The following is an 18,854-nucleotide window of genomic DNA, read 5'->3' on the forward strand; positions in this document are numbered from 1 at the left end:
CTATCATGATGCTGGCTATAATCAATAAACTGAATTTGAACATCTTTTTCATAATGTATCCCTCCTGTGTTTTTGAAATGGAATTCAGCCGTGAGGCTTTTATTTAGAGCTTCACTCTTTTTGGGGGTTTATTCATTCCAGAAGGGGGTTCACATAGAAGCTGATCGCTGGCCAAAAAAAATCGATCGCCAGCTTGGGATCGATTGGATTGGAAAGGTGCAGTGAAGATTGTCATATCGTTTCCGAATCCCTTCGCTGGTATTATCCAGATCAGGTTCCAAGGGTTTAATCTCAGCCCGCCTCTCGGCGAACACCCCTTCGGAAAATTTCACTCTTTTTTACTTTTTCAACTGAAACCAGTTCCCATTTTTTTGATCATGAATTGCGCTGTAGGACAGGTTGCCAACCTGTCCTACAAAACAGCGAGGGCAGAGATGTACTCCACCTCGAAGGTGAGCATATCTCTGGGATGGGAACTCACCTGGCAGGTTTTTATCCCGTGCTCTGGGAATTAATCCGTAAGGATTTTATCGTTATAGCTTGGGAAACGTTTTTTGACCACGGATTTTGCCAATTTTTCTAATTGCGCTAAAGGATGGGAATTCAGCCGTAGGGATTGTATCCAATGTTCGGGAGTTATTCCATAAGGATTTTATCCAATTAGCGGCGAAGGGGTTTTTATATTGCATTTAGAAAACGATCACTTCACCGCTGAAAAGGGGACATTGGAGTACCATATTCGAACCAGCCGAAATTCGGGGCGTTAATTTGCTATTCTGGCAAAAGCATTATAAATCTTTTAATAGAGCCAAAAAATCCGATAGATTTGTGGAATAAATATTTCCATCGGTGATGGTACCTGGCGTTCTGGAAATCAGTACTTTATTGTGAGCGCCAATGAGATCAGCGGTCTTCGTTAAGCGATCCATATCCTCCTTTTTAACATGGGAGGTTAATTTGACCTCGATAGCCCAGATTTTACCTTTGATAATCAAAACCAGGTCAAGCTCATAACCATCATTGGTCTTGAAAAAATACGGTCCATCAAATTGGATGTCATGGTTGTTTAAGAAAATGAGGATTTGCTCGATACCCCATCCTTCCCAGCTATAACCAACCCAGGGCTGTTGCAGCAACTGCTCAAAAGAACCAATATTGAGCAGGCTATGCAGCAGTCCCGAGTCTCTCCAATAAAGCTTGGGGCTTTTAACCAGCCGTTTTTTAATATTGGCAAAGTAGGGTGTTAATTTTCGGATCAGATAAACCTGCTCCAGATAATCGAGATAGGTATTGACCGTATGATAAGTTAGTCCCAGGCTTTTTCCGATTTGACTGGCATTCCAGACATTGCCATGAAAAGCAGCCAGCATTTTGAAAAGTCGCTGGGTGACTTGCGGTTTAGCAGGCAGCCCCCATTTAGGCAAATCGCGCATGGCCAGCAAGTCCAGATAGCTTTTTTGCCAGACGGGGAACTGAATCTTATTGAGGATACCACCATCGGGATAGCCACCCATCAGCCATAAATCGTCAGCTTTCGACTTGATTTCAGTCAGGGCAAAGGGAGCGAGCTCACAAATCGCGATCCTGCCCGTCAGGAAATCCGCGACGTCTCTCATCAAGCTGGGAGAAACCGATCCCAGGATCAAAAATCTTCCGTTTCGCTGACGATCTTTGTCAATCGCGCTGCGGATTCTTGGAAAGATCTCAGGAAAATTTTGGGCTTCATCAAGAATGATTGGCTGGTCTGAATCGATGATTTCGTTCCACAGCAAGTCGAGGCGCAATTTTTCCTCTTCCAGCTCCAGATCGAAATAAAGCGATGAGAGCGTTTGCGCCAACGTTGTTTTCCCCGTTTGTCTGGCCCCGAAGATGGCCACTGCGGGGAAATTTCCCAATCGCTCCTGAATGACTTTTTTGAGATCACGTGCTATCATGATTTGCAATTTAGAAATTAATTTCTAAATTGTCAAGCGAAATTTTTGTTCCAAGCAAAATCCTGGTATTTTGTAAGGTGTGGAGTAATTCGGCTCCAGAAAATGCTTTGCAGTGCTAGTAGGAGTTTCTATTTTGGGGGAATACGAAACGATTCCCAAAACCGAGAGGTTTAGGAATCGTGTTTCTGCTGCGAATTGCGCTGTAGGACAGGTTGCCAACCTGTCCTACACGCCAAATTGCAAATTTGCCCGAGGGCTAAAATTACCAATTTGCGGTACAACTTCCGGGCCGAGACCTTGATGCTGTGAATGCTTTGGGCGAGCTGCTGTTGTTGTTGAGGTGTCATCTCTTGCCAGGCAGCGAGCACACTGGGTTCGGGCTCGCTCACTAACAGGTCGAGCGGGAAGATCGTTTCATCGGCAACTTCAACCTGTTGAAAACCTGCTGCGCTTATTTTCCCCAAATAATCTTCTTTTAAAAGCGCACCGGCCAGACAGCCCGTGTAGGCATCGATGGACTCTCGGATGGGGCCGGGGAGTTCCGCCAGCAAGACGATGTCGGAGATCATGAGTCGGCCGCCGGGTTTGAGCACGCGGTAGGCTTCACGAAATACTTGCGCCTTGTCGGGCGAGAGGTTGATGACGCAATTGGAGATGATGATATTGGCAAAATTATCAGCCACTGGCAGATGTTCAATTTCGCCCAATCGGAATTCCACATTGGTATAGTTGCCCTTGCGAGCATTGGCGCGTGCGGTCTCGATCATGTCCGGCGTCATGTCCACACCGATGACCCTGCCGGTGGGGCCAACTTTTTGAGCTGCCAGAAAACAATCGAAACCAGCACCAGAACCGAGATCAACCACAATTTCGCCAGGCACGAGCGAAGCCAGGGCGATGGGATTGCCACAGCCCAGACCCAGATTGGCGCCTTCAGGGACCGCATTGAGTTCGTCATCCGAATAACCGATATTTTTGCTGATAATGCTGATCGTATCACCCCCGCAACAACAGGAGACACTCGGCCCGCAACAGGAGCTTTGCTCCTTCGCGATTTTGCCATAGCGCTCTCGCACCACTTTTCTGATATTTTCTTCTTTCATGTCTCTTGTCTCCATTTTATGTGAACGATTCCTAAATTTAAGAAGGTTAGGAATCGTTACCATAACCAATTGCCAATTTGCCCTACAGAGAAATTTTCTGGATCATCCGGACAAACGAGTTATAATCAGGCAAACCGCCGGGATAGAAACGGCAGGCCATGCTCGGCTGCTCCGGAACCGGTTGCTGGAACAGGTCTTTGCCGTCGATCAGGATAGTGGGGGAGCCACGAAATCCGATTTGGGCGGCCTGATCGTTATCCATTACCTGCGTGTATTTGAGCTGCACTTCGGGGTGCTCATGCTGGTAATGTTCCACCAATTCTCTGGCCTTCGCGACATGCGGGCAACCGTCGAAGTATTGGAGCTCGATGGTGGCAATCTTGCTCAATGGTTCTCCTTTCGATAGCAATGGTTCAAAATGAATGGTCGTTTCCATGCGCAGCTCTTTTTTAATGGCGTCTTCGATGGCCGTGGCCACGTTGTGGGCTTCTTTGAGCTTGATGTTTTCGGGAAAGTAGATATGAAAGGTCAGCTCCGTGGTGTCACCATATTTATGGACATGAAGATGATGGATATCGGTCACGGCTGGCGCAATCTACTGGACCACCTGCAATAGTTTGTCCTTGAGCGATTTATCCGGTCTTTCGCCAATGAGCGTGCTGGCAGCCACCTTTAGAATATCATAAGTAGCGTAAAAAATCAACAAAGAAACCAGGATGCCAGCCACGCCATCGATCCACCAGAAATAGCGTCCCAGCACCGTGCCGATGATAATCAGGCCAGAGGCAACCGCATCGCTGCTATGGTGCCAGCCATCGGCAATAAGCGACTGCGAGTCGATCTTTTTGCCAGCCCAGATGGAAAACGAAGCCATCCCCTCTTTGACCAAAACCGAGACCAGGAAGATGATGACGGCCAGGGAGCTAAAGGTGAGTCCCTGTCGAGCGAACAGGCGATGGATCGACTCTTGCAGGAAGGTCGCACCGACGATAAACAGCAATGTGCCAATGACCACGGCGCCAATAGCCTCGGCGCGGCCGTGGCCAAACGGATGCTGTTCATCCGGCTTGCGCCGCGAAATCCAGAAGCCGAACAACACCACCAATGACGTGAAGCTGTCGGACAACGTGTGCCAGGCATCGGCTTTCATGGCCACCGAATCGGCTTTGATGCCCACCCAAAATTTCAAGACAAACAGCAGCAGATTAACGGTGATCGATAGCCAGCCTTCGATAAAGCCCAGGGATGGGGTTTTGACGCTTTTCAACAAACGATTCCACATAAATGTAGGCCTTAAGTTTTCAAAAATTCATAATTCAATGTTAAGTGTTAAACAATCTTGCCGCACAAAAGTTTTGTTAAATAGCTTAGGTGACCTCTATTCTGGTGTCATAAAACGCAAAATCTTGAATCCGAGAAGCGGATACCCAAAAAGCGAGATTGCAAATTTTGCAAATTAGACCAATTCCACCAACTGGCCATGAGCATCAACCTAACAATATTTTTTAACGCAAAGGACGCAGAGCAGACGTAAAAGGCGCTGAGCATTTTAGATTTCAATTCATTCATTTGCGAATTTGACGGCTTCTTATCAGCCATCTGGCGGATTGGCATTTAAGTCAATATCAAAAATTAGCGAGTCACCTTGTTGAAGATCAAATCATCTTTTAAGTAGATGCTAATTGCCAACAGGCAGATTGGCATAATTCGAAAAATTTGCGGAATTCGCGGTCAAAATGGTTCGCACCTTGGGCAGAGAAAAAACTGGTGCAAACAAGAATTGTTCCGAAACCCCATGCTATTTCATCCCCCCTTCTTGCAGCTTTTTGATGATCTCGTCTTTGGGCAGAAAACCTTCATGGCGCCAATAGACCTCACCTTTGGTATCGAAGAAGATCTGCGTCGGGATCACCCGCACCCGATATTGCCGTGCCAGGTCACGATGCTCGCCAATTTCCAGCAGAATGACATTGGCTTTGCCTTTCAAACTTTGCTCCAGCTCGGCGAAGATCGGTTTCATCATTTTGCATGGGATGCACGTGCCAGCGCCCAGATCCAGTACCGTCGGCTTGCCGCTTTTTAACGCTGGCTCCAGCGGATTGGGCGGCTTCAGCGCGCGCTGCTTCGCCAGCCAGGCTTCATTGCGGGTGATCTTCGCTTCAGTTTTCAGTTGCTCGATGGTTTGATTGATCAACTCGCTCTGTTTTTGTTGCACCAGGTAATTCTGAATATTTGTTTTTACCTGCTCATAACTGGCGCCTCGCATTTCGCTGATGTGGTCGTTGTAAAAGCTTTTCAGCTCCGCATCAGATACTTGAATCTGATTGGCCAATTTTTGTAGATAATTTTGAATTGCCTGGTCTTTGCCCTGTTCATCGTAGGTAGCAGCAACATCTTTAGCAAAGCCTTTTTGTACGGCCTGCTGAAATAATAGCTCCCGTACAATGAGCTGATCGAGCAGGCCTTCCAGATCGTTTTTGAACTCCTGCTGATATTCGGCTGGCAGGTCTTGATAGCGTTGGTTCAGGTATTGCTCGGTAATTTGGAAGTTGTTCACCAGAGCAACGGTTTCTTTATCGAGCCTGGCTGGATTTTGTTTTTGGATTGGATCAGTTTCATTGCCCGGATTGGGACTGGTATCAGAATTCAGGCTATCCGTCGTTTCTTTCGAAGCTGCCAGCGCCGCATCCTGCGATGTCTCTTTCTCTTTCCCGCCACATTGTATCATCAGCACGACGAGAATAATCAGGAATAACATTTTGACCGACCAAATTTTGAATGGATTAATTTTCATCTAGTACTCCTTCACTGAATGAATGACACGAATCATTTACTGATCTAGAATTTGATTCCCAGCTTTCTTTACTATTTCTAGAGATCTGCAAAGTTAAAATTCTCCTGTCATTCCGAACAGAGCGCAGCGGAGTGAGGAATCTTTATTTCTCATGCAATCAATTGATTGATCAGATTTCTCTCCGCCTGCTGGCGGATCGAAATGACTCTATTTTTTATTTTGCAGAACGCTAGACTATTCCAATAGCCCTTTCAAAGGTTTTGAACCTTTGAAAGGGTGGATGCTATTTTTAATTTAACAAAGATAAAGATGTTCCCGGGTTAGCGGCAAAAGGTTATTCAAGCCATTGGTGAAAGTGATCTGGAATAATCTGGTATTGCCGTAACGAAACCCAGCCGCACTGCCATTGAGAAACATCCGCCACATCCGCACAAAGGATTCGTCGAACATCTTCCGAATTTTATCGACCCGTGCCTCAAACCGCTTGCTCCATTCATCCAATGTTTTCGCATAGTGGAGCCGCAAATTCTCAATATCAATAGGGATCAAATCCAACTCCCCCATGGCACGCATGACCTCGTCTAATATTGGAATATAGCCGCCCGGAAAAATATATTTCAATGTCCAGGGATCACCTCTGGAAACTTTTTCTTTGCCGATATAATGCAACAGACCAATGCCGCCCTTGTTTAACAGCGCACGGGTTTTTTCCATAAATTGGCGAATGAATTTTTTGCCCACGTGCTCGAACATACCGATGGAGACGAACTTGTTGAACACGCCTTCAATGTTCCGATAATCCTGTTTTAAAATTCTAATCTGGTCTTGTAAACCTTCCTGTTTGATTCGTTCCTGTGCCAGTTGTAGCTGCGGCTCGGAAAGCGTGCACCCTACACCCGTTACGTTAAACTTTTTAGCAGCATAAATCAACATGCTACCCCAGCCGCAGCCGATATCGACCAGCGTGTCCCCCGGCTGCAATTGCAGCTTGCGGCAGATGTGCTCGTATTTTTACTGCTGCGCCTGTTCCAGACTATCATGATCCGTTCGGAAATACGCACAGGAGTAGGTCATGCTTTCATCCAGCCAGAGCTGATAAAAGTCATTGCCACGATCGTAATGATGAGCAATGTTCTTCGGTGTCCGCACCAGCGTGTCCCTTGTTTTCAAATATTGCCAAAACATGCCCAGCCTGGTGGCGAATGATAACTTTAGATTCTCAAATTCAGCCTGAGTTCCCAGCCGCATCAAAGCCTTGAAATCGCCGGCTACATCGATGTTGCCGGCCATGTATTCTTCACCAAAGCCCAAAGTGCCACTGGTAAAAATGCGTTTTGCGGCTTTATTCGTTTTCAGCATTAAGGTAAATTCGGGTTCATCATTGCCATAGCGAAGCGTTTCACCGTCCCACAGGCGCACTTCAAAAGAAATTTCGGGTACCTGTTCGCTCAAGGCAGTAAGGAAATGCATTAATGTTTTTTTCATGGTGCCATCTCCTTTATTTATATTCAGAAAAAAATGATTGCCACAGAGCCATAGAGCGCACAGAGATTTTTTTATTTTTTTTCTGCGATCTCTGTGGCAAAATCTATGAATAACAGGATCAGGCGTTATCCCTCCTTCGTTCGAATATAAAATATAAATTCGGCAGCAGCAATAGCGTCACCAACAGTGAAAACAGCAACCCGCCGATCACCGCAATAGCCATGGGCTGCAGCATATCGCCGCCTTCGCCCCAGTTGATCGCCAGCGGCAACAGCCCCAGTACCGTGGTCGCCTGAGTCATCAGGATAGGACGGACGCGTAATGGCGCAGCTTCCAGAATTGCCTCTTTTAATCCCAGCCCTCTCTGGCGATACTCGTTGATAAAAGAGATCATCACCACGCCCTGGGTGGCAATGCCGCCGGTCATGATGATGACACCGATGAGCACTGTGGCTCCAGCCGGAAAACCGGTCAGCAGCAACGCCACCACTACGCCCACAAAAGCAAAGGGCACACCCAACAAAATCAATAGCGGCTGTTTGAACGAGTTGAACTGGATCGCCAGGATGACGTAGGCAAAAAACAAGGCAAACAGGATGATTTGCAGCATGACCCGCTGGCTCTCTTGCATCAGATAGACCTGACCGCCGAGATCGAATGAATACCCTTCGGGCAGGCGAATTTCAGACAATGCGGCGCTAACTGCATTGGCCATGTCACCGACGTTGGCGCCGGCAGTCACATCGCTGGAGACGACGATCTGTTTCATTTGATCTTCGCGCACGATTTCCACCGGGCCCAATCGGGGAACGACCTGCGCCACGGTGCGCAGTGGCAGCTTCAAATTGCCCGGGGCATCGAGATAGAGATTTTCGATATCCTGACGGGAGCGGATGTTAGTCTCCGGGATCATGACCCGGATGTCGTAGTATTCGCCAGCCTCACGAAATTGGGTGGCAACGGCGCCATCCACCAAATTGCGCGCCGCCTGGGACACAGCCTGGGTTGATAAGCCGGCATCGGCCAGCCGCAAGCGATCCACCAGAATCTGGTACTCCGGCTTGGTGATCTGGGTGCCGATGCGCACATTGGTGAGTCCTGGAATATTCTGAATGCGCGCCGAGACCTGCTGGGCGATTTGATGCATCACTTCAAGGTCAAAACCGCGCACCCGGATCTCGACATCGGATTCGCCGACCTTGCGGATGCCCTTCATCTTTTGCTGCGCTACGACCAGCCGGGCACCGGGCTGCATGAATTTCATTACCTGCGGCCGGATGCGCTCGACGTATTGTTCTGTTGAAAAGGGCCTTTGACTTTTGGGTTTCAATTCTATGTCGATCTCTCCTTCATTAGCAATCTCATAGGTGACGAGTCCCCAGACTTTGCCGCCGGACAGGGTGAAATAGCGATCCACATACGGGTCCTCTTTGACCACGCTTTCCAACCGTGCCAGGAGGCTATCGGTGCGCGCTACCGATGTGCCGGTGGGCAGAATGACTTTGATCATCACCCGGCCATCGTCCACTTTGGGCAGAAACTCGCTGCCGACCTGGCTGAAGAAATAAATCGCTCCTGCCATTAATAGGACAAAAATCACCAGCACCACCCAACGTAGGGGCAAAAGAGCAGTTAACACACGGCGATAAATGCGGTCGATCAATTCAATGAAGCGATCGGCGATACTGCGCCGTTCCCGGCGATGTCCTTTGCTTGTCACCAGATAATGGGTGAGCATCGGTGTCACTGTAAGCGCCACCAGCAATGATACGACCACGATGCCGGCAATGGTCAGGATCAACTCTTTGAACAGAAGCGATGTTAAACCCGGGATGAGCAGGAACGGCATGAACAGCGCCAGAAAGGTTAACGTGGATGCCACGACTGCTAACGCCACTTCGCTGGCGGCTTCATCGGCGACTGTGTCGCTACGGCTTCCTTTGTCCAGATGTAATCGGGTAATATTTTCGATCACCACGATGGAATTATCCAGCACCACGCCCATGGCCACTACCAGCCCACCCAATGAGAAGATGTTGACTGAAAAACCGAGTATTTTCATCAGGAAAAAATTAAGCAATATGGTCACCGGCAGGGCGATCAACATGACCACGACCTGGCGCCAGTGTCCCAGAAATAGATAGATCACCAGGATCACCAGCAACACCGCAACAATGGCCGAGTCTCTCACCCCGGCAATGGCACCCTTAATATAATCGGCCTGATTTTCGATGGTGTTAAATTTGATATCCGGCGGCACTGTATCTTCCAGCTTCCGAATGAGTTCATTCACCCGATCGGCGATATCGACGGTATTGGCGTCGGCCTGTTTCAAAATATTGACCTTGATGGCCGGCTTGCCGTTGAAACGGCTGATCACCCGCTGCTCTTCGTGGCTGTCCTCGACCGTCGCCAGTTCCTTCAGCCGCACCATGGATTTGCCGTCATTGAGTACGACCACGTTCCGTATATCTTCCATATTACGATATTCAGCATTAGTACGCAGGATAAATTCACGACCGCCTTCAGTCACCCGGCCTGCCAATCTCTCGATGTTTTCTTCCTGCAGCCGTTTGATCACCTGGTTCAGAGTCAAATCGTACGCGGTCAACCGCTCGGCATCGAGATGGACGCGGATTTCACGATCCAGTCCACCAACAATCTCGGTACCAGCCACGCCTTTCACGGCCAGAAACTGATCCTGCAGTACGTTCTCTACCCAAGTATTCAGCTTCACCAGGTCACGACCTTCGGACATGACAATTAATTGCACTACTGGTAATTGCGACGGATCGGCTTTCATCATAATCGGCGGGTCTGCATCCGGCGGCAGCTTGCGCGCCGCCAGCCCCATTTTGGCCACCACGTCTTGGTAAGCCACATCGATGTCTGTACCGTATTCAAAATTGACCAGCAACTGATACATACCTTCGATGCACGAACCTTCGAGATAATCCAGATCATCCACCGTAGCAAGGGTTCGTTCAACGGGTTCGGCGATATTGTCGTTAATCTCCTCCGGCGTTGCCCCGCGCCAGTAAACATAAACTTTGATCATCGGGTAGGTGATGTCCGGCAGAAAATCGGTCGGCAGTTGAAAATAGCCGTAGAAACCGAGCACGACCGCAGTTATCATCAGCACCAGCGTGGCCACCGGGCGGCGAATGGATACAGTTGTCAATTTCATCTTTTGCCTCCTGCCGGCTGATCGGCTTTTTTCTCGGCCCCTTGAATTTTTAGCGGATTCTCTGCTTTCAATTGTTCCTGTCCTTCCACAATCAGCTTATCTCCTGGCGCGAGTCCTTCCAGAATTTGGATCCAGCCCTCGGTCTCGAGTCCAGTTTTGATCACCACCTCTTTCGCCTTGCCTTCATCCGCAACAAAACAGACCTTTTTCTGCGGTCGTTCAATAACTGCTGGAATGGGGATGGCAATGGCGTTGTCAATGGTTCGGATCACAAACGTGGTACGGACAAACATCCCGGCTTTCAAATTGGGACACGGATCGGCGATCCGCATTTCGACCATGCCGTTTCGGGTCTTTGGCTCCACCTGGGGATAGATGCGCTGGATGACGCCTTTGAACACTTTCTCCGGGCAGGCATCGGCACGAATTTCAGCCGATTGCCCGATCTTCAATTTACGAATATCGATTTCCGATACTGGCACATCCACCAGAAGCTTCGAACTGCTCTGGATTTCAAATAACTTGGCTTTGGCCGGCACCATGTCGCCCAGATCGACCCAACGCTGCGAAACGACACCCTGAATGGGTGACGTCACCGGAATTTCTTTGTATTGCTGCTGGGCAAACTGGTAATCCTGCCGCGCTTGCTCCAGTTCCTTTTGCAATTGTATATTCGACGGATTTTTTGCCAGTTCCTCTTGCTTTGCCTGAACCAGCAGCCGCGCCGAATTGATAATGTCCTCCCGCACCAGCGAGCTGATCATCGCCACCACCGTATTGAGCTGCACACGATCCCCCTCACGAACCAGCAGTTTGGAAATTTTTCCTTCGACGGTGGCAAGGATATTGGCAACGTTTTCAGCTCGAAGGTTGCCCGTGAGCTGTAGTTTTTCAACCAGTTTTCTGGTTTGAACCGGCTGAACTTTCACCAGTTTGACGTCGGCTTTTTTGGTTTCAGAAGGATTTTCCTGTTTCGAACCGCAGCCGTAAATTAACCAGACCGATATCATCAGAGCGAAGACTAGTAAAATTCGTTTCATCTTAACCTCATTCCTCTTGTTCTAAATTTATTGAATCTGTAGAGAATCATTGTTTTGAATTTTTGACCTGCCAATCCAGCCCGGCCAACTGAATAAAGTCACTCCCTGCTTTTCAGGTTTGCACGATGCTTTTTATAACCACGTGTAATTCACGCCGTTGGGTATATCGCTTGATCCAGTAACTCTTACACTGTCCCAGTTACGATCTCGAACGATTCAAATATCGATAAAAAGTACTGGCGGTAAGCATTTGCAGAATGAACGCCAGCACAATTGGCAATCCTACCAGTCCCTGTCTGCCGAAGCTGGTCAACGCCAGTCCCACCGCAATAGGCAAATTCTTCATGCCCGATGAATAGGTCACGGCGATACGCTGCTCCCAACCAAAGGCGAAGCGCCCCAGCCAGTGGGGTAGTAGAAATCCCAGCGGGAAGATCAACACCACGGCAACCAGCAGCCCTGGCACTAACGACTTCTGCGCTACCATCATGGGGACATTGGCATTGCAGACCGCAAACATCAATAGCACTGCGGTTACGGCCGACAGCGCCGGCATCATGGATAAGTCGGGTTTCGGCTGCCATAATTTTTCGAGCAGCCAGTGCCCCAAAACGCCCAGAAACAGGGGAATTAGCAAAATAACGATCAATTGCTGGAACATTGCCCCGGGGCTCACCTGCACATTGGCGCCAGCTAACAGCACCATCAAAATTGGGATAAGGAACGATCCCAGCATCATGGTCAGCGCCTCGATACTCAACACCAGGGGCACATCACCTTTTAGCAGCGCTGTCCACACGGCCGCCATGCCCGCGGTTGGGACGACACCGATCAGGATGATTCCGGTTATTAATTGGGGATCGCTTACCAACAGCCGAGCTAACGCCCAACACAGCAGCGGCATGAAGACAAAGGTCAGCAGCACGCCCGTGATTACGGCAACAGGTTGCCGCACTACCAGGGCAAATTGCCGTGGTGACAGCGTGAAACTGATGAACAGGATCATTAGAAAGGTCAACGCTTTCGAAAAGCGCTGGATCTGTTTGCCCGGGACGGTTGTCCATAGACCCAACAGCAGCGCTACGATCACCGTGGCGATGATGATCGTCTGATAGTGTTTCCGAATGAAATCAGCAAATGCTTTCATTTATTTTAATCCCAATCTCTTTTTGTTCAGCCATAGCAATCTGACCCTTGCGAAGGTTCAGAACCTTCGTAAGGATTCATTTGATTACAGCAATCCGATCACGTAGAGAATTTGTGCTCGTGATCGGTTATAATTGACAACGGCATCGTTCAAATTCAATTGGGCGTTCAATAGGCTGCGCTGGATATCTAATAAATCGGTGTTAGAACGTCGCCCGGCATGGTATTCGATCATGGCCAGCCGATAACTCTGGCGCGCTTGCTCCACCGCCTGCTGTTGAATGGCGATCTGCTGCTCTTTTTCTTTTAGCCGGGTGTAGCTGTTTTGCACCTGGATTGCTAAATTTTTTCTAAAATATTCCCGCTGCCATTGGATCTGTTCCAGCCCGGCTCTTGCCTCATCAATTTTTGCGCCGATCACATTACCGTCGTAGATGGGCATTTTGGCGTTCAGCCCCCAGAAATAACGCTTGTTTTTATCAAGCGAAAATGATTCCAGCCCAAATTCATAGCCATAATAGGCCTGGGCTGACACCTGCGGCAGCTTTGCCGCCTGCTGCACCTTGACCTTCGCTTCGGCTTTGCGCAGATCGTACTCTAATTGTTTCCAGATGGGATTATGCTCCAGCGCGGTCGGCAGCAGTTCGTCTGGTTGTCGATCAAAAGGGATTACCTCCAGGGAATCCTGCGGCAAAAATAGTCGGGACTCTTCTCTTCCCATTAAAAGACCCAACTCATAAGAAACCGCTTGATAGTCATCCTGAATTTTAAGCAGGTTGCCGTCATTGCTGGCAATAGCAACGCCGATGCGGTCCAGCTCCAGTTGCGACATGTGACCGGCCTCCACCAGCAGTCGAGCGTAGCGCTGCTGCACCTCCAGTTGCTTTCGATTTTCCAGCAGAATCTGCTGCTGATTTTGCAGCGACTGCAACTGGAAATAGTCCAGCGTGACCGCCAGCTTCAGGTTCAATTGATCGGACTGAAACGCCTGCTCCAGCGACTGCACTTCGGCAGCGGTTGCCTGTTTGGCGTACTTCAATTTACCGCCAGTGTAAAGGGGCTGGCTGATGGACACGGTCGGGAATAGATCGTGCTCGATATTCCCAAGTACAACTTGTTTAAACCCCGGCACAATGTCCAAATAGCCGTAAGCGAAATTGGCATCCACTTTCGGCAGCATTTCGCCCTCGGCCTGTTGTAGCGATGCCTGACCGGCCCGGGTGCGCGCCGCCGATTTTTTCAGCAACTCATTATTGGATAGCGCTTCCTTCAGCGCATCTTGTAAAGAGATGGCGACGGTATCTGAAGCCATCGGCTGGGCTTGAAGCAGAAGCGGTGTAAATAAAACAAATAGGATTGCAATAATTTTTTGTTTCATAGTATATCCATTGATTGATTGTAAAAGAATTGGTTGCCACAGAGGCACCGAGTTCACAGAGATTTTTTTTCTCTGCGTTCTCTGTGCCTCTTGGCTTATTCGTCTTTTTTTGCACTGGAGGATAGCACATGCCAATAAATCGCTATCGTGGCCAGAGAGAGCAGAATATTCTCAATCAGTTTTTTGATCCCGATACGCGTGCCTTCACCGCCAACCGAAAAGCAGCCGCAGCTAATATCCAATCCTTTCGCCAGTGCGGTAATGATGGCAATCAGAAAAGCCAGATTGAGAATCACCAATACCAGCGTCGTGCCTGGCAGCCATTTGCCAAAGATCAGCAACAGGCCGCAAGCCAATTCCAGCCACGGCAAGATCGCCGCTACCAGCGTGACCCAAAAATAAGGCAGCAGACGATAGTTATCCACCTGTGCGGCAAATGCCATCGGGTTGGCAATTTTGGCGATTGCGGCATAAATAAATAGGGCGCCGATGAACCACCGCAGTGCCAGAAACATCCATTTCATGCTGTCACTTTTCAAATTCACCCGCCTCCTTTCCTTTGACCACCGCATACGATTTCTTCCAATCGTTCACACCGTCCTGATAAACGGCCACCTTCTCAAAATCCCGTAGCTGTAACTCTTTTGCCAGCAATTCGCCCAGGTCGCAGGGCGGACCGTCACAGTAGCAGATGAGCCATTTGTCTTTGGGCAGCGCTGTGAGCTGCTGATCGTAATCATACAGCAAGTCGAAAGGCAACAGCATGGCGCCAGGGAGATGACCAGCTTCGTACTCGGCTGGAGTTCTTGCATCCAATAAAATTCCCTGCTGATGCGAAACAAGTTGCCGCACTTGTTTAGCGTTGACGATAATCAGCTCCTCGCCTGGCTTTGGCGTCAGTCGAATGAAATCGTTCTGGCCAATGATGTTTACCGACGGCAGGTCCTCGGCAAACAGCGAATCAGCGGCATATTTCAACGGCGGCCGCTTGGATGCCAGCGCTACTTTTCGGGGATGAAAGCTATTGACCGCCAGCCCGATCACCGCGGCCAGCACCGTAATGATGATGGCCTGCTGAAGGGCATATTTTGGAATCCATTTCATGACACGACCTTTTGATTAATATTTTTTGCCACAGAGACACGGAGGGAACAAAGATTTTTTTAATTTTTCTCTGAGCTCTCTGTGCCTCTGTGGCTTTTCTTTTTGATAGCTTATAATGCAATCCCATACGCGAGATTGATGGCAGCCATGAGATTTTTGAGAATATTTTCAGCAGCAGCCTGGTTACCATTCACCATGCAAATCGCCAGATCATCCAACTGTGCAGAGAGCGTTTTCAGAGCGGATTGGTAATTTTTGCAGCGAGCTTCATCATCAGGCGCGGGGCAGGGCGCTAAAAAGACATTATCGCGAAGCTTCAACAGCTCACCCAACATGCCCTTCACCGGATTCAGCCCGGTTTTCTGTTCTTCATCGATCATCTTTTTCGCCAGCTTGCGCAGGTGAAACAGCCGATCGGCGGCATAAACCAGGTTATTTTCTTCATGCAGCTTCACAAACAGCCCGCAGGTCGCACCACAAATTTGCATGGCTTCTTTGAACTTTCCATCTGCAAGCTGTTTTTCCATATCCACGATGCCCTGATGAATGGCGTCCAGTCGCGAACCGAATTTCTCATCCTGCTGATATTCCGCTGGCGGCTGGCTCTGGAAATTTTGCTGGACTTTTTCCCACAGCGCCAGGGACTGGCGAATATGTTCCAACCCTTTGGCCTGCTTCTGACCGTCGGCTTGTTTGATCAACTCCTGAACAATGGCGCAGTACTGCCGCATCTCTTGCCGGCTTTGCAGCACCATGTTGTCGAAGTTTTTCAATTCTGTTGAGACTTTTAGGTCAGCCTGGCTGGTTTGCGCTGAAAGTGGTGGCATCAAGGCAACCAGCACAGTAAAAGCAATTGTTAATAATAATGCTGAACTTTGGTGTGAAAATGATTTTTGCATGTGCGTCTCCTGTTTAGTTTATTAAAAAATATTTGAATTGACTTTCTGTCTATTGATTACATTATCAGATTTTCATGAGCAAAAATGCGATAATGAATTTTATGGAAATTATAAAATAGTCTGAAAAACATGGCAATGTGTATTTGTATCCGTTCCTGCCTCCTTAATGAGAATTGGAGTGCAATTCCTTTATGGATTGCTGCGACGCATAAAGGCGTCGCACTCCGATCCAATTTAAAAAATGAACGTTGTCTCTAAAAAATACCAGCTTGCTTGGGGGCTTTTGCCGGTATTTTTCACAAGCTCGCCGGGCATGAAAAAACACGCGCCGGTTAAAAATTCCAGATTGCTCGTTACTTTCATTCTGGCAGTCAGGTCGATCTCCTGTCCCAGTTCTCGCCCCGATGAGCCAGTCTTGTCCCGACGGACCGCTTTGCCTGGAAAATACCAGGCATCATGGGCTTGATCCAGCATAAAGTAGTGATATTCGGCTTTCAATCCCAGCGCCTTATTGGGTGATAATTTGAGATCGAGACGGTACTCCCGTAAATTCTGCCAGAAAAATATGTTCATCCAACCGTAGAGATCAGTATCAGCGCCACCGAACACGCCGTCGAACGTGCCATGAATCCCATCGGTAGAATTTCGATCACCCGATCCAATAATGCACTGAGCTTTAAGCAGCGGCTGCCAGAGGGCTTGCCATTGATAGCCCAAAGATGCGGCCAGTCCATACGCCCGAATATCATCGCTACCCCATTTTCCTAACTGACCGACCGCAGTGATGCTATATTCCCAGCCCTGCCATTTGTCATTGAGCCAGACACCCAGGCTGTGAGATGCGAGGTTTCCGATTCCTTTTTCGCCCGATGTGATGCCTCGATCATCGTGTTTGAACACATAAAAAGCATCCAATGAAAACGGCAGGGCTTTGATGGAATTGTAGCTGGCAAAAGCCGTTGGTCCATCAGCCCATTTGTTCGGCCAGCGATCGGGATCGTGCAGGATGAATCGCCCGACAATCCAGTTGCTTTCGAGCCAGCGATTCGTCAGCTTGAAAATAGCGGCATCCCAGGCGTAGCGCCCCATATTGCCCCAATCGCCAGGACCAAAGACCCGACGATCACGGAACGAAATGGCCTGACGGCCGATTTTAAGTTACACTGGTTTCCTGGGCTGGCACTCAAAATATGCCTGATTGACGTCCAGTAGATCATGAAACGGATTATTGCCTGTGGCAAAATCCTGATCTGAAAAAGATGAGCCAAAAACATGAGCGTCCTGCAACTGAAAATGCACTCGTGCCTTCGGGCTGAATCGGACATCGGTTCCCAGTCGCAGTCGGGAGAGCAGAAAATCTTCGGTTTTGCCCGTACCGAAATTTTTAACATGAAATTCATCCTGCAGCTCGCCCCGCAGGCGGTAGGTGCCGCTGATCGTTATGGTAGTCTGTCCGACTTTCAGATTGTGCCACGGCAAACTCGGCTCAGGTTTGGTGGCTTGTCCAAAACTTGCATCCAATTGCAGCAGCAAAAGGATGACAGCAGCTAATGTTCGCATGACATCACCATATTTTAATTCCAAAAAACGCCGTGATGAATTTGATTGAAACATACAGGAAGTATAGTCCAAAAATCAGCTTCAATGTTGTCGGTTTGAATTTTTTAATGATGGCAGCGCCGATCTGTGCGCCAATGACGGTTCCAAATGCCAAAATCAAGCCAGTCCCCAGCGCCACAAATCCCTGCGCCAGTTTAATACCGCCGCCAACCACAGCCAGAGGGATCATGGTTGCCAATGATGTGCCCATGGTGATGTAAACTGGAGCGCCGAATAAATAGATGAAGCCTGGCACTAATGCATAGCCGCCGCCGAGTCCTACGACGCCAGTTAAAACGCCGATCAGCAGACCCATGATCGCCCAGCCCCATTCAGGCCCGGGAATGGCATTGCCTGTTGCCTGCGGCTTTTTCGTCTGCAATAGTCCTTCCCAGATCATGCGAATGGCAGGCCAGAGAAATGCCAGCCCCAGGATCAATCCCAACAACGCTACATGACTGCTAAGCAATTTGAATAAATAAGAACCGATCAGGACGCCGACGATGCCTGAAATTCCGACCCATAGCGTGGCTTTGACATCCAGATTTTTTCGCACCAGATGTCCATAACCGCCAGAAATAGCCGTGAAAATCACCGCAAACAGCGTGGTGCCAACGGCAATTGGTGCGGGGTAGCCTAACCAGAAATGAATAGCTGGCAACATCACGCTGCAGCCGCCCGTGCCGATCAGCCCGCCGAGCAATCCCGCCAACAGACCGATGATGATCAGAATAATACCGTGGGTCACGGTAATTGCGGGCAGATTTGCAGTGGTTAGTTTCCCGCCTGATAAGAAAGCGATAAAGATGATGGCAATAATGACAAGCAGAATGATGGTTGGAAGATAGTTCTTCCAGAAGGACATTTGACCGTTACTCATTTTTTGATCTCCTCACTAGGTTTAACATTCCTTCCCCCAGAAAAAGAGATGAGTTAGAAAATGCTTTCAATTTTCATAATCAATCAAATCCCTTTCACCAGCCATCTCACCAACACGGGCATAATCTTCGCTCCATTTGAGTCTCCTTTATCGTATTCTAATCCTTACGAAGGTTCAGTGGATTTGCTATATTATATCGGACACGGAGTTAAGTTAGAGCGTATAATATCAAACTAACTAACCAAGGAATGTCCCAATGAGTATCATAAAAACCAGGCGCCGATACACCAGAGAATTCAAGTTAG

General features: G+C 48.8%; 15 protein-coding genes, 1 pseudogene and 1 riboswitch. All 16 genes and pseudogenes read right to left on the minus strand.

From position 1 onward, the window contains the following. Window positions 1-229 precede the first annotated feature (229 nt). A riboswitch (TPP riboswitch) is annotated at window positions 230-328 on the minus strand. A 460-nt stretch (window positions 329-788) separates the two neighbouring features. Further along, entirely contained in the window at window positions 789-1,934 is a 1,146-nt protein-coding gene (locus tag ONB37_19715; protein ID MDZ7402392.1) for an ATP-binding protein, read from the minus strand. A gap of 170 nt (window positions 1,935-2,104) precedes the next feature. Next, on the minus strand, window positions 2,105-3,037 hold the full coding sequence (locus ONB37_19720) for an arsenite methyltransferase (protein ID MDZ7402393.1): 933 nt from the start codon (window positions 3,035-3,037) through the stop codon (window positions 2,105-2,107). An 82-nt stretch (window positions 3,038-3,119) separates the two neighbouring features. After that, window positions 3,120-3,620, minus strand: coding sequence for a hypothetical protein (locus ONB37_19725; GenBank protein MDZ7402394.1), 501 nt, complete (start codon window positions 3,618-3,620; stop codon window positions 3,120-3,122). 12 nt (window positions 3,621-3,632) lie between these two features. Next, complete coding sequence (locus ONB37_19730) at window positions 3,633-4,304, minus strand: cation diffusion facilitator family transporter (protein MDZ7402395.1); 672 nt, start codon at window positions 4,302-4,304, stop codon at window positions 3,633-3,635. Window positions 4,305-4,835: 531 nt separating this feature from the next. Continuing rightward, the gene (locus ONB37_19735) at window positions 4,836-5,831 is read right to left on the minus strand and encodes a thioredoxin domain-containing protein (GenBank protein MDZ7402396.1); all 996 of its coding nucleotides are present in this window, start codon (window positions 5,829-5,831) and stop codon (window positions 4,836-4,838) included. 294 nt (window positions 5,832-6,125) lie between these two features. Then, a pseudogene (locus ONB37_19740) lies at window positions 6,126-7,016 on the minus strand (cyclopropane-fatty-acyl-phospholipid synthase family protein). Window positions 7,017-7,434: 418 nt separating this feature from the next. Next, the gene (locus ONB37_19745; GenBank protein ID MDZ7402397.1) at window positions 7,435-10,503 is read right to left on the minus strand and encodes an efflux RND transporter permease subunit; all 3,069 of its coding nucleotides are present in this window, start codon (window positions 10,501-10,503) and stop codon (window positions 7,435-7,437) included. Next, window positions 10,500-11,543: an efflux RND transporter periplasmic adaptor subunit gene (locus ONB37_19750; protein MDZ7402398.1), complete on the minus strand. Its 1,044-nt coding sequence runs from the start codon at window positions 11,541-11,543 to the stop codon at window positions 10,500-10,502. The genes ONB37_19745 and ONB37_19750 overlap by 4 nt, the downstream gene beginning before the upstream one ends. A gap of 199 nt (window positions 11,544-11,742) precedes the next feature. Then, on the minus strand, window positions 11,743-12,690 hold the full coding sequence (locus ONB37_19755) for a bile acid:sodium symporter family protein (GenBank protein ID MDZ7402399.1): 948 nt from the start codon (window positions 12,688-12,690) through the stop codon (window positions 11,743-11,745). An 84-nt stretch (window positions 12,691-12,774) separates the two neighbouring features. Continuing rightward, on the minus strand, window positions 12,775-14,067 hold the full coding sequence (locus ONB37_19760) for a TolC family protein (protein MDZ7402400.1): 1,293 nt from the start codon (window positions 14,065-14,067) through the stop codon (window positions 12,775-12,777). A gap of 95 nt (window positions 14,068-14,162) precedes the next feature. Further along, window positions 14,163-14,606: a DoxX family membrane protein gene (locus ONB37_19765; GenBank protein MDZ7402401.1), complete on the minus strand. Its 444-nt coding sequence runs from the start codon at window positions 14,604-14,606 to the stop codon at window positions 14,163-14,165. Beyond that, window positions 14,596-15,171, minus strand: coding sequence for a rhodanese-like domain-containing protein (locus ONB37_19770; GenBank protein ID MDZ7402402.1), 576 nt, complete (start codon window positions 15,169-15,171; stop codon window positions 14,596-14,598). Before ONB37_19770 ends, ONB37_19765 begins: the two co-directional genes overlap by 11 nt. Window positions 15,172-15,281: 110 nt before the next feature. After that, a complete protein-coding gene (locus ONB37_19775; GenBank protein ID MDZ7402403.1) occupies window positions 15,282-16,070 on the minus strand; it encodes a hypothetical protein in 789 nt (262 codons plus the stop codon). Between the two features lie 234 nt (window positions 16,071-16,304). Beyond that, the gene (locus ONB37_19780; GenBank protein MDZ7402404.1) at window positions 16,305-17,222 is read right to left on the minus strand and encodes an alginate export family protein; all 918 of its coding nucleotides are present in this window, start codon (window positions 17,220-17,222) and stop codon (window positions 16,305-16,307) included. Window positions 17,223-17,228: 6 nt separating this feature from the next. Beyond that, window positions 17,229-17,630, minus strand: coding sequence for a hypothetical protein (locus ONB37_19785; protein MDZ7402405.1), 402 nt, complete (start codon window positions 17,628-17,630; stop codon window positions 17,229-17,231). Between the two features lie 4 nt (window positions 17,631-17,634). Continuing rightward, window positions 17,635-18,549: a sulfite exporter TauE/SafE family protein gene (locus ONB37_19790; protein ID MDZ7402406.1), complete on the minus strand. Its 915-nt coding sequence runs from the start codon at window positions 18,547-18,549 to the stop codon at window positions 17,635-17,637. Window positions 18,550-18,854 lie beyond the last annotated feature (305 nt).

The organism is candidate division KSB1 bacterium (assembly GCA_034506395.1).
GTDB lineage: Bacteria > Zhuqueibacterota > Zhuqueibacteria > Thermofontimicrobiales > Thermofontimicrobiaceae > Thermofontimicrobium.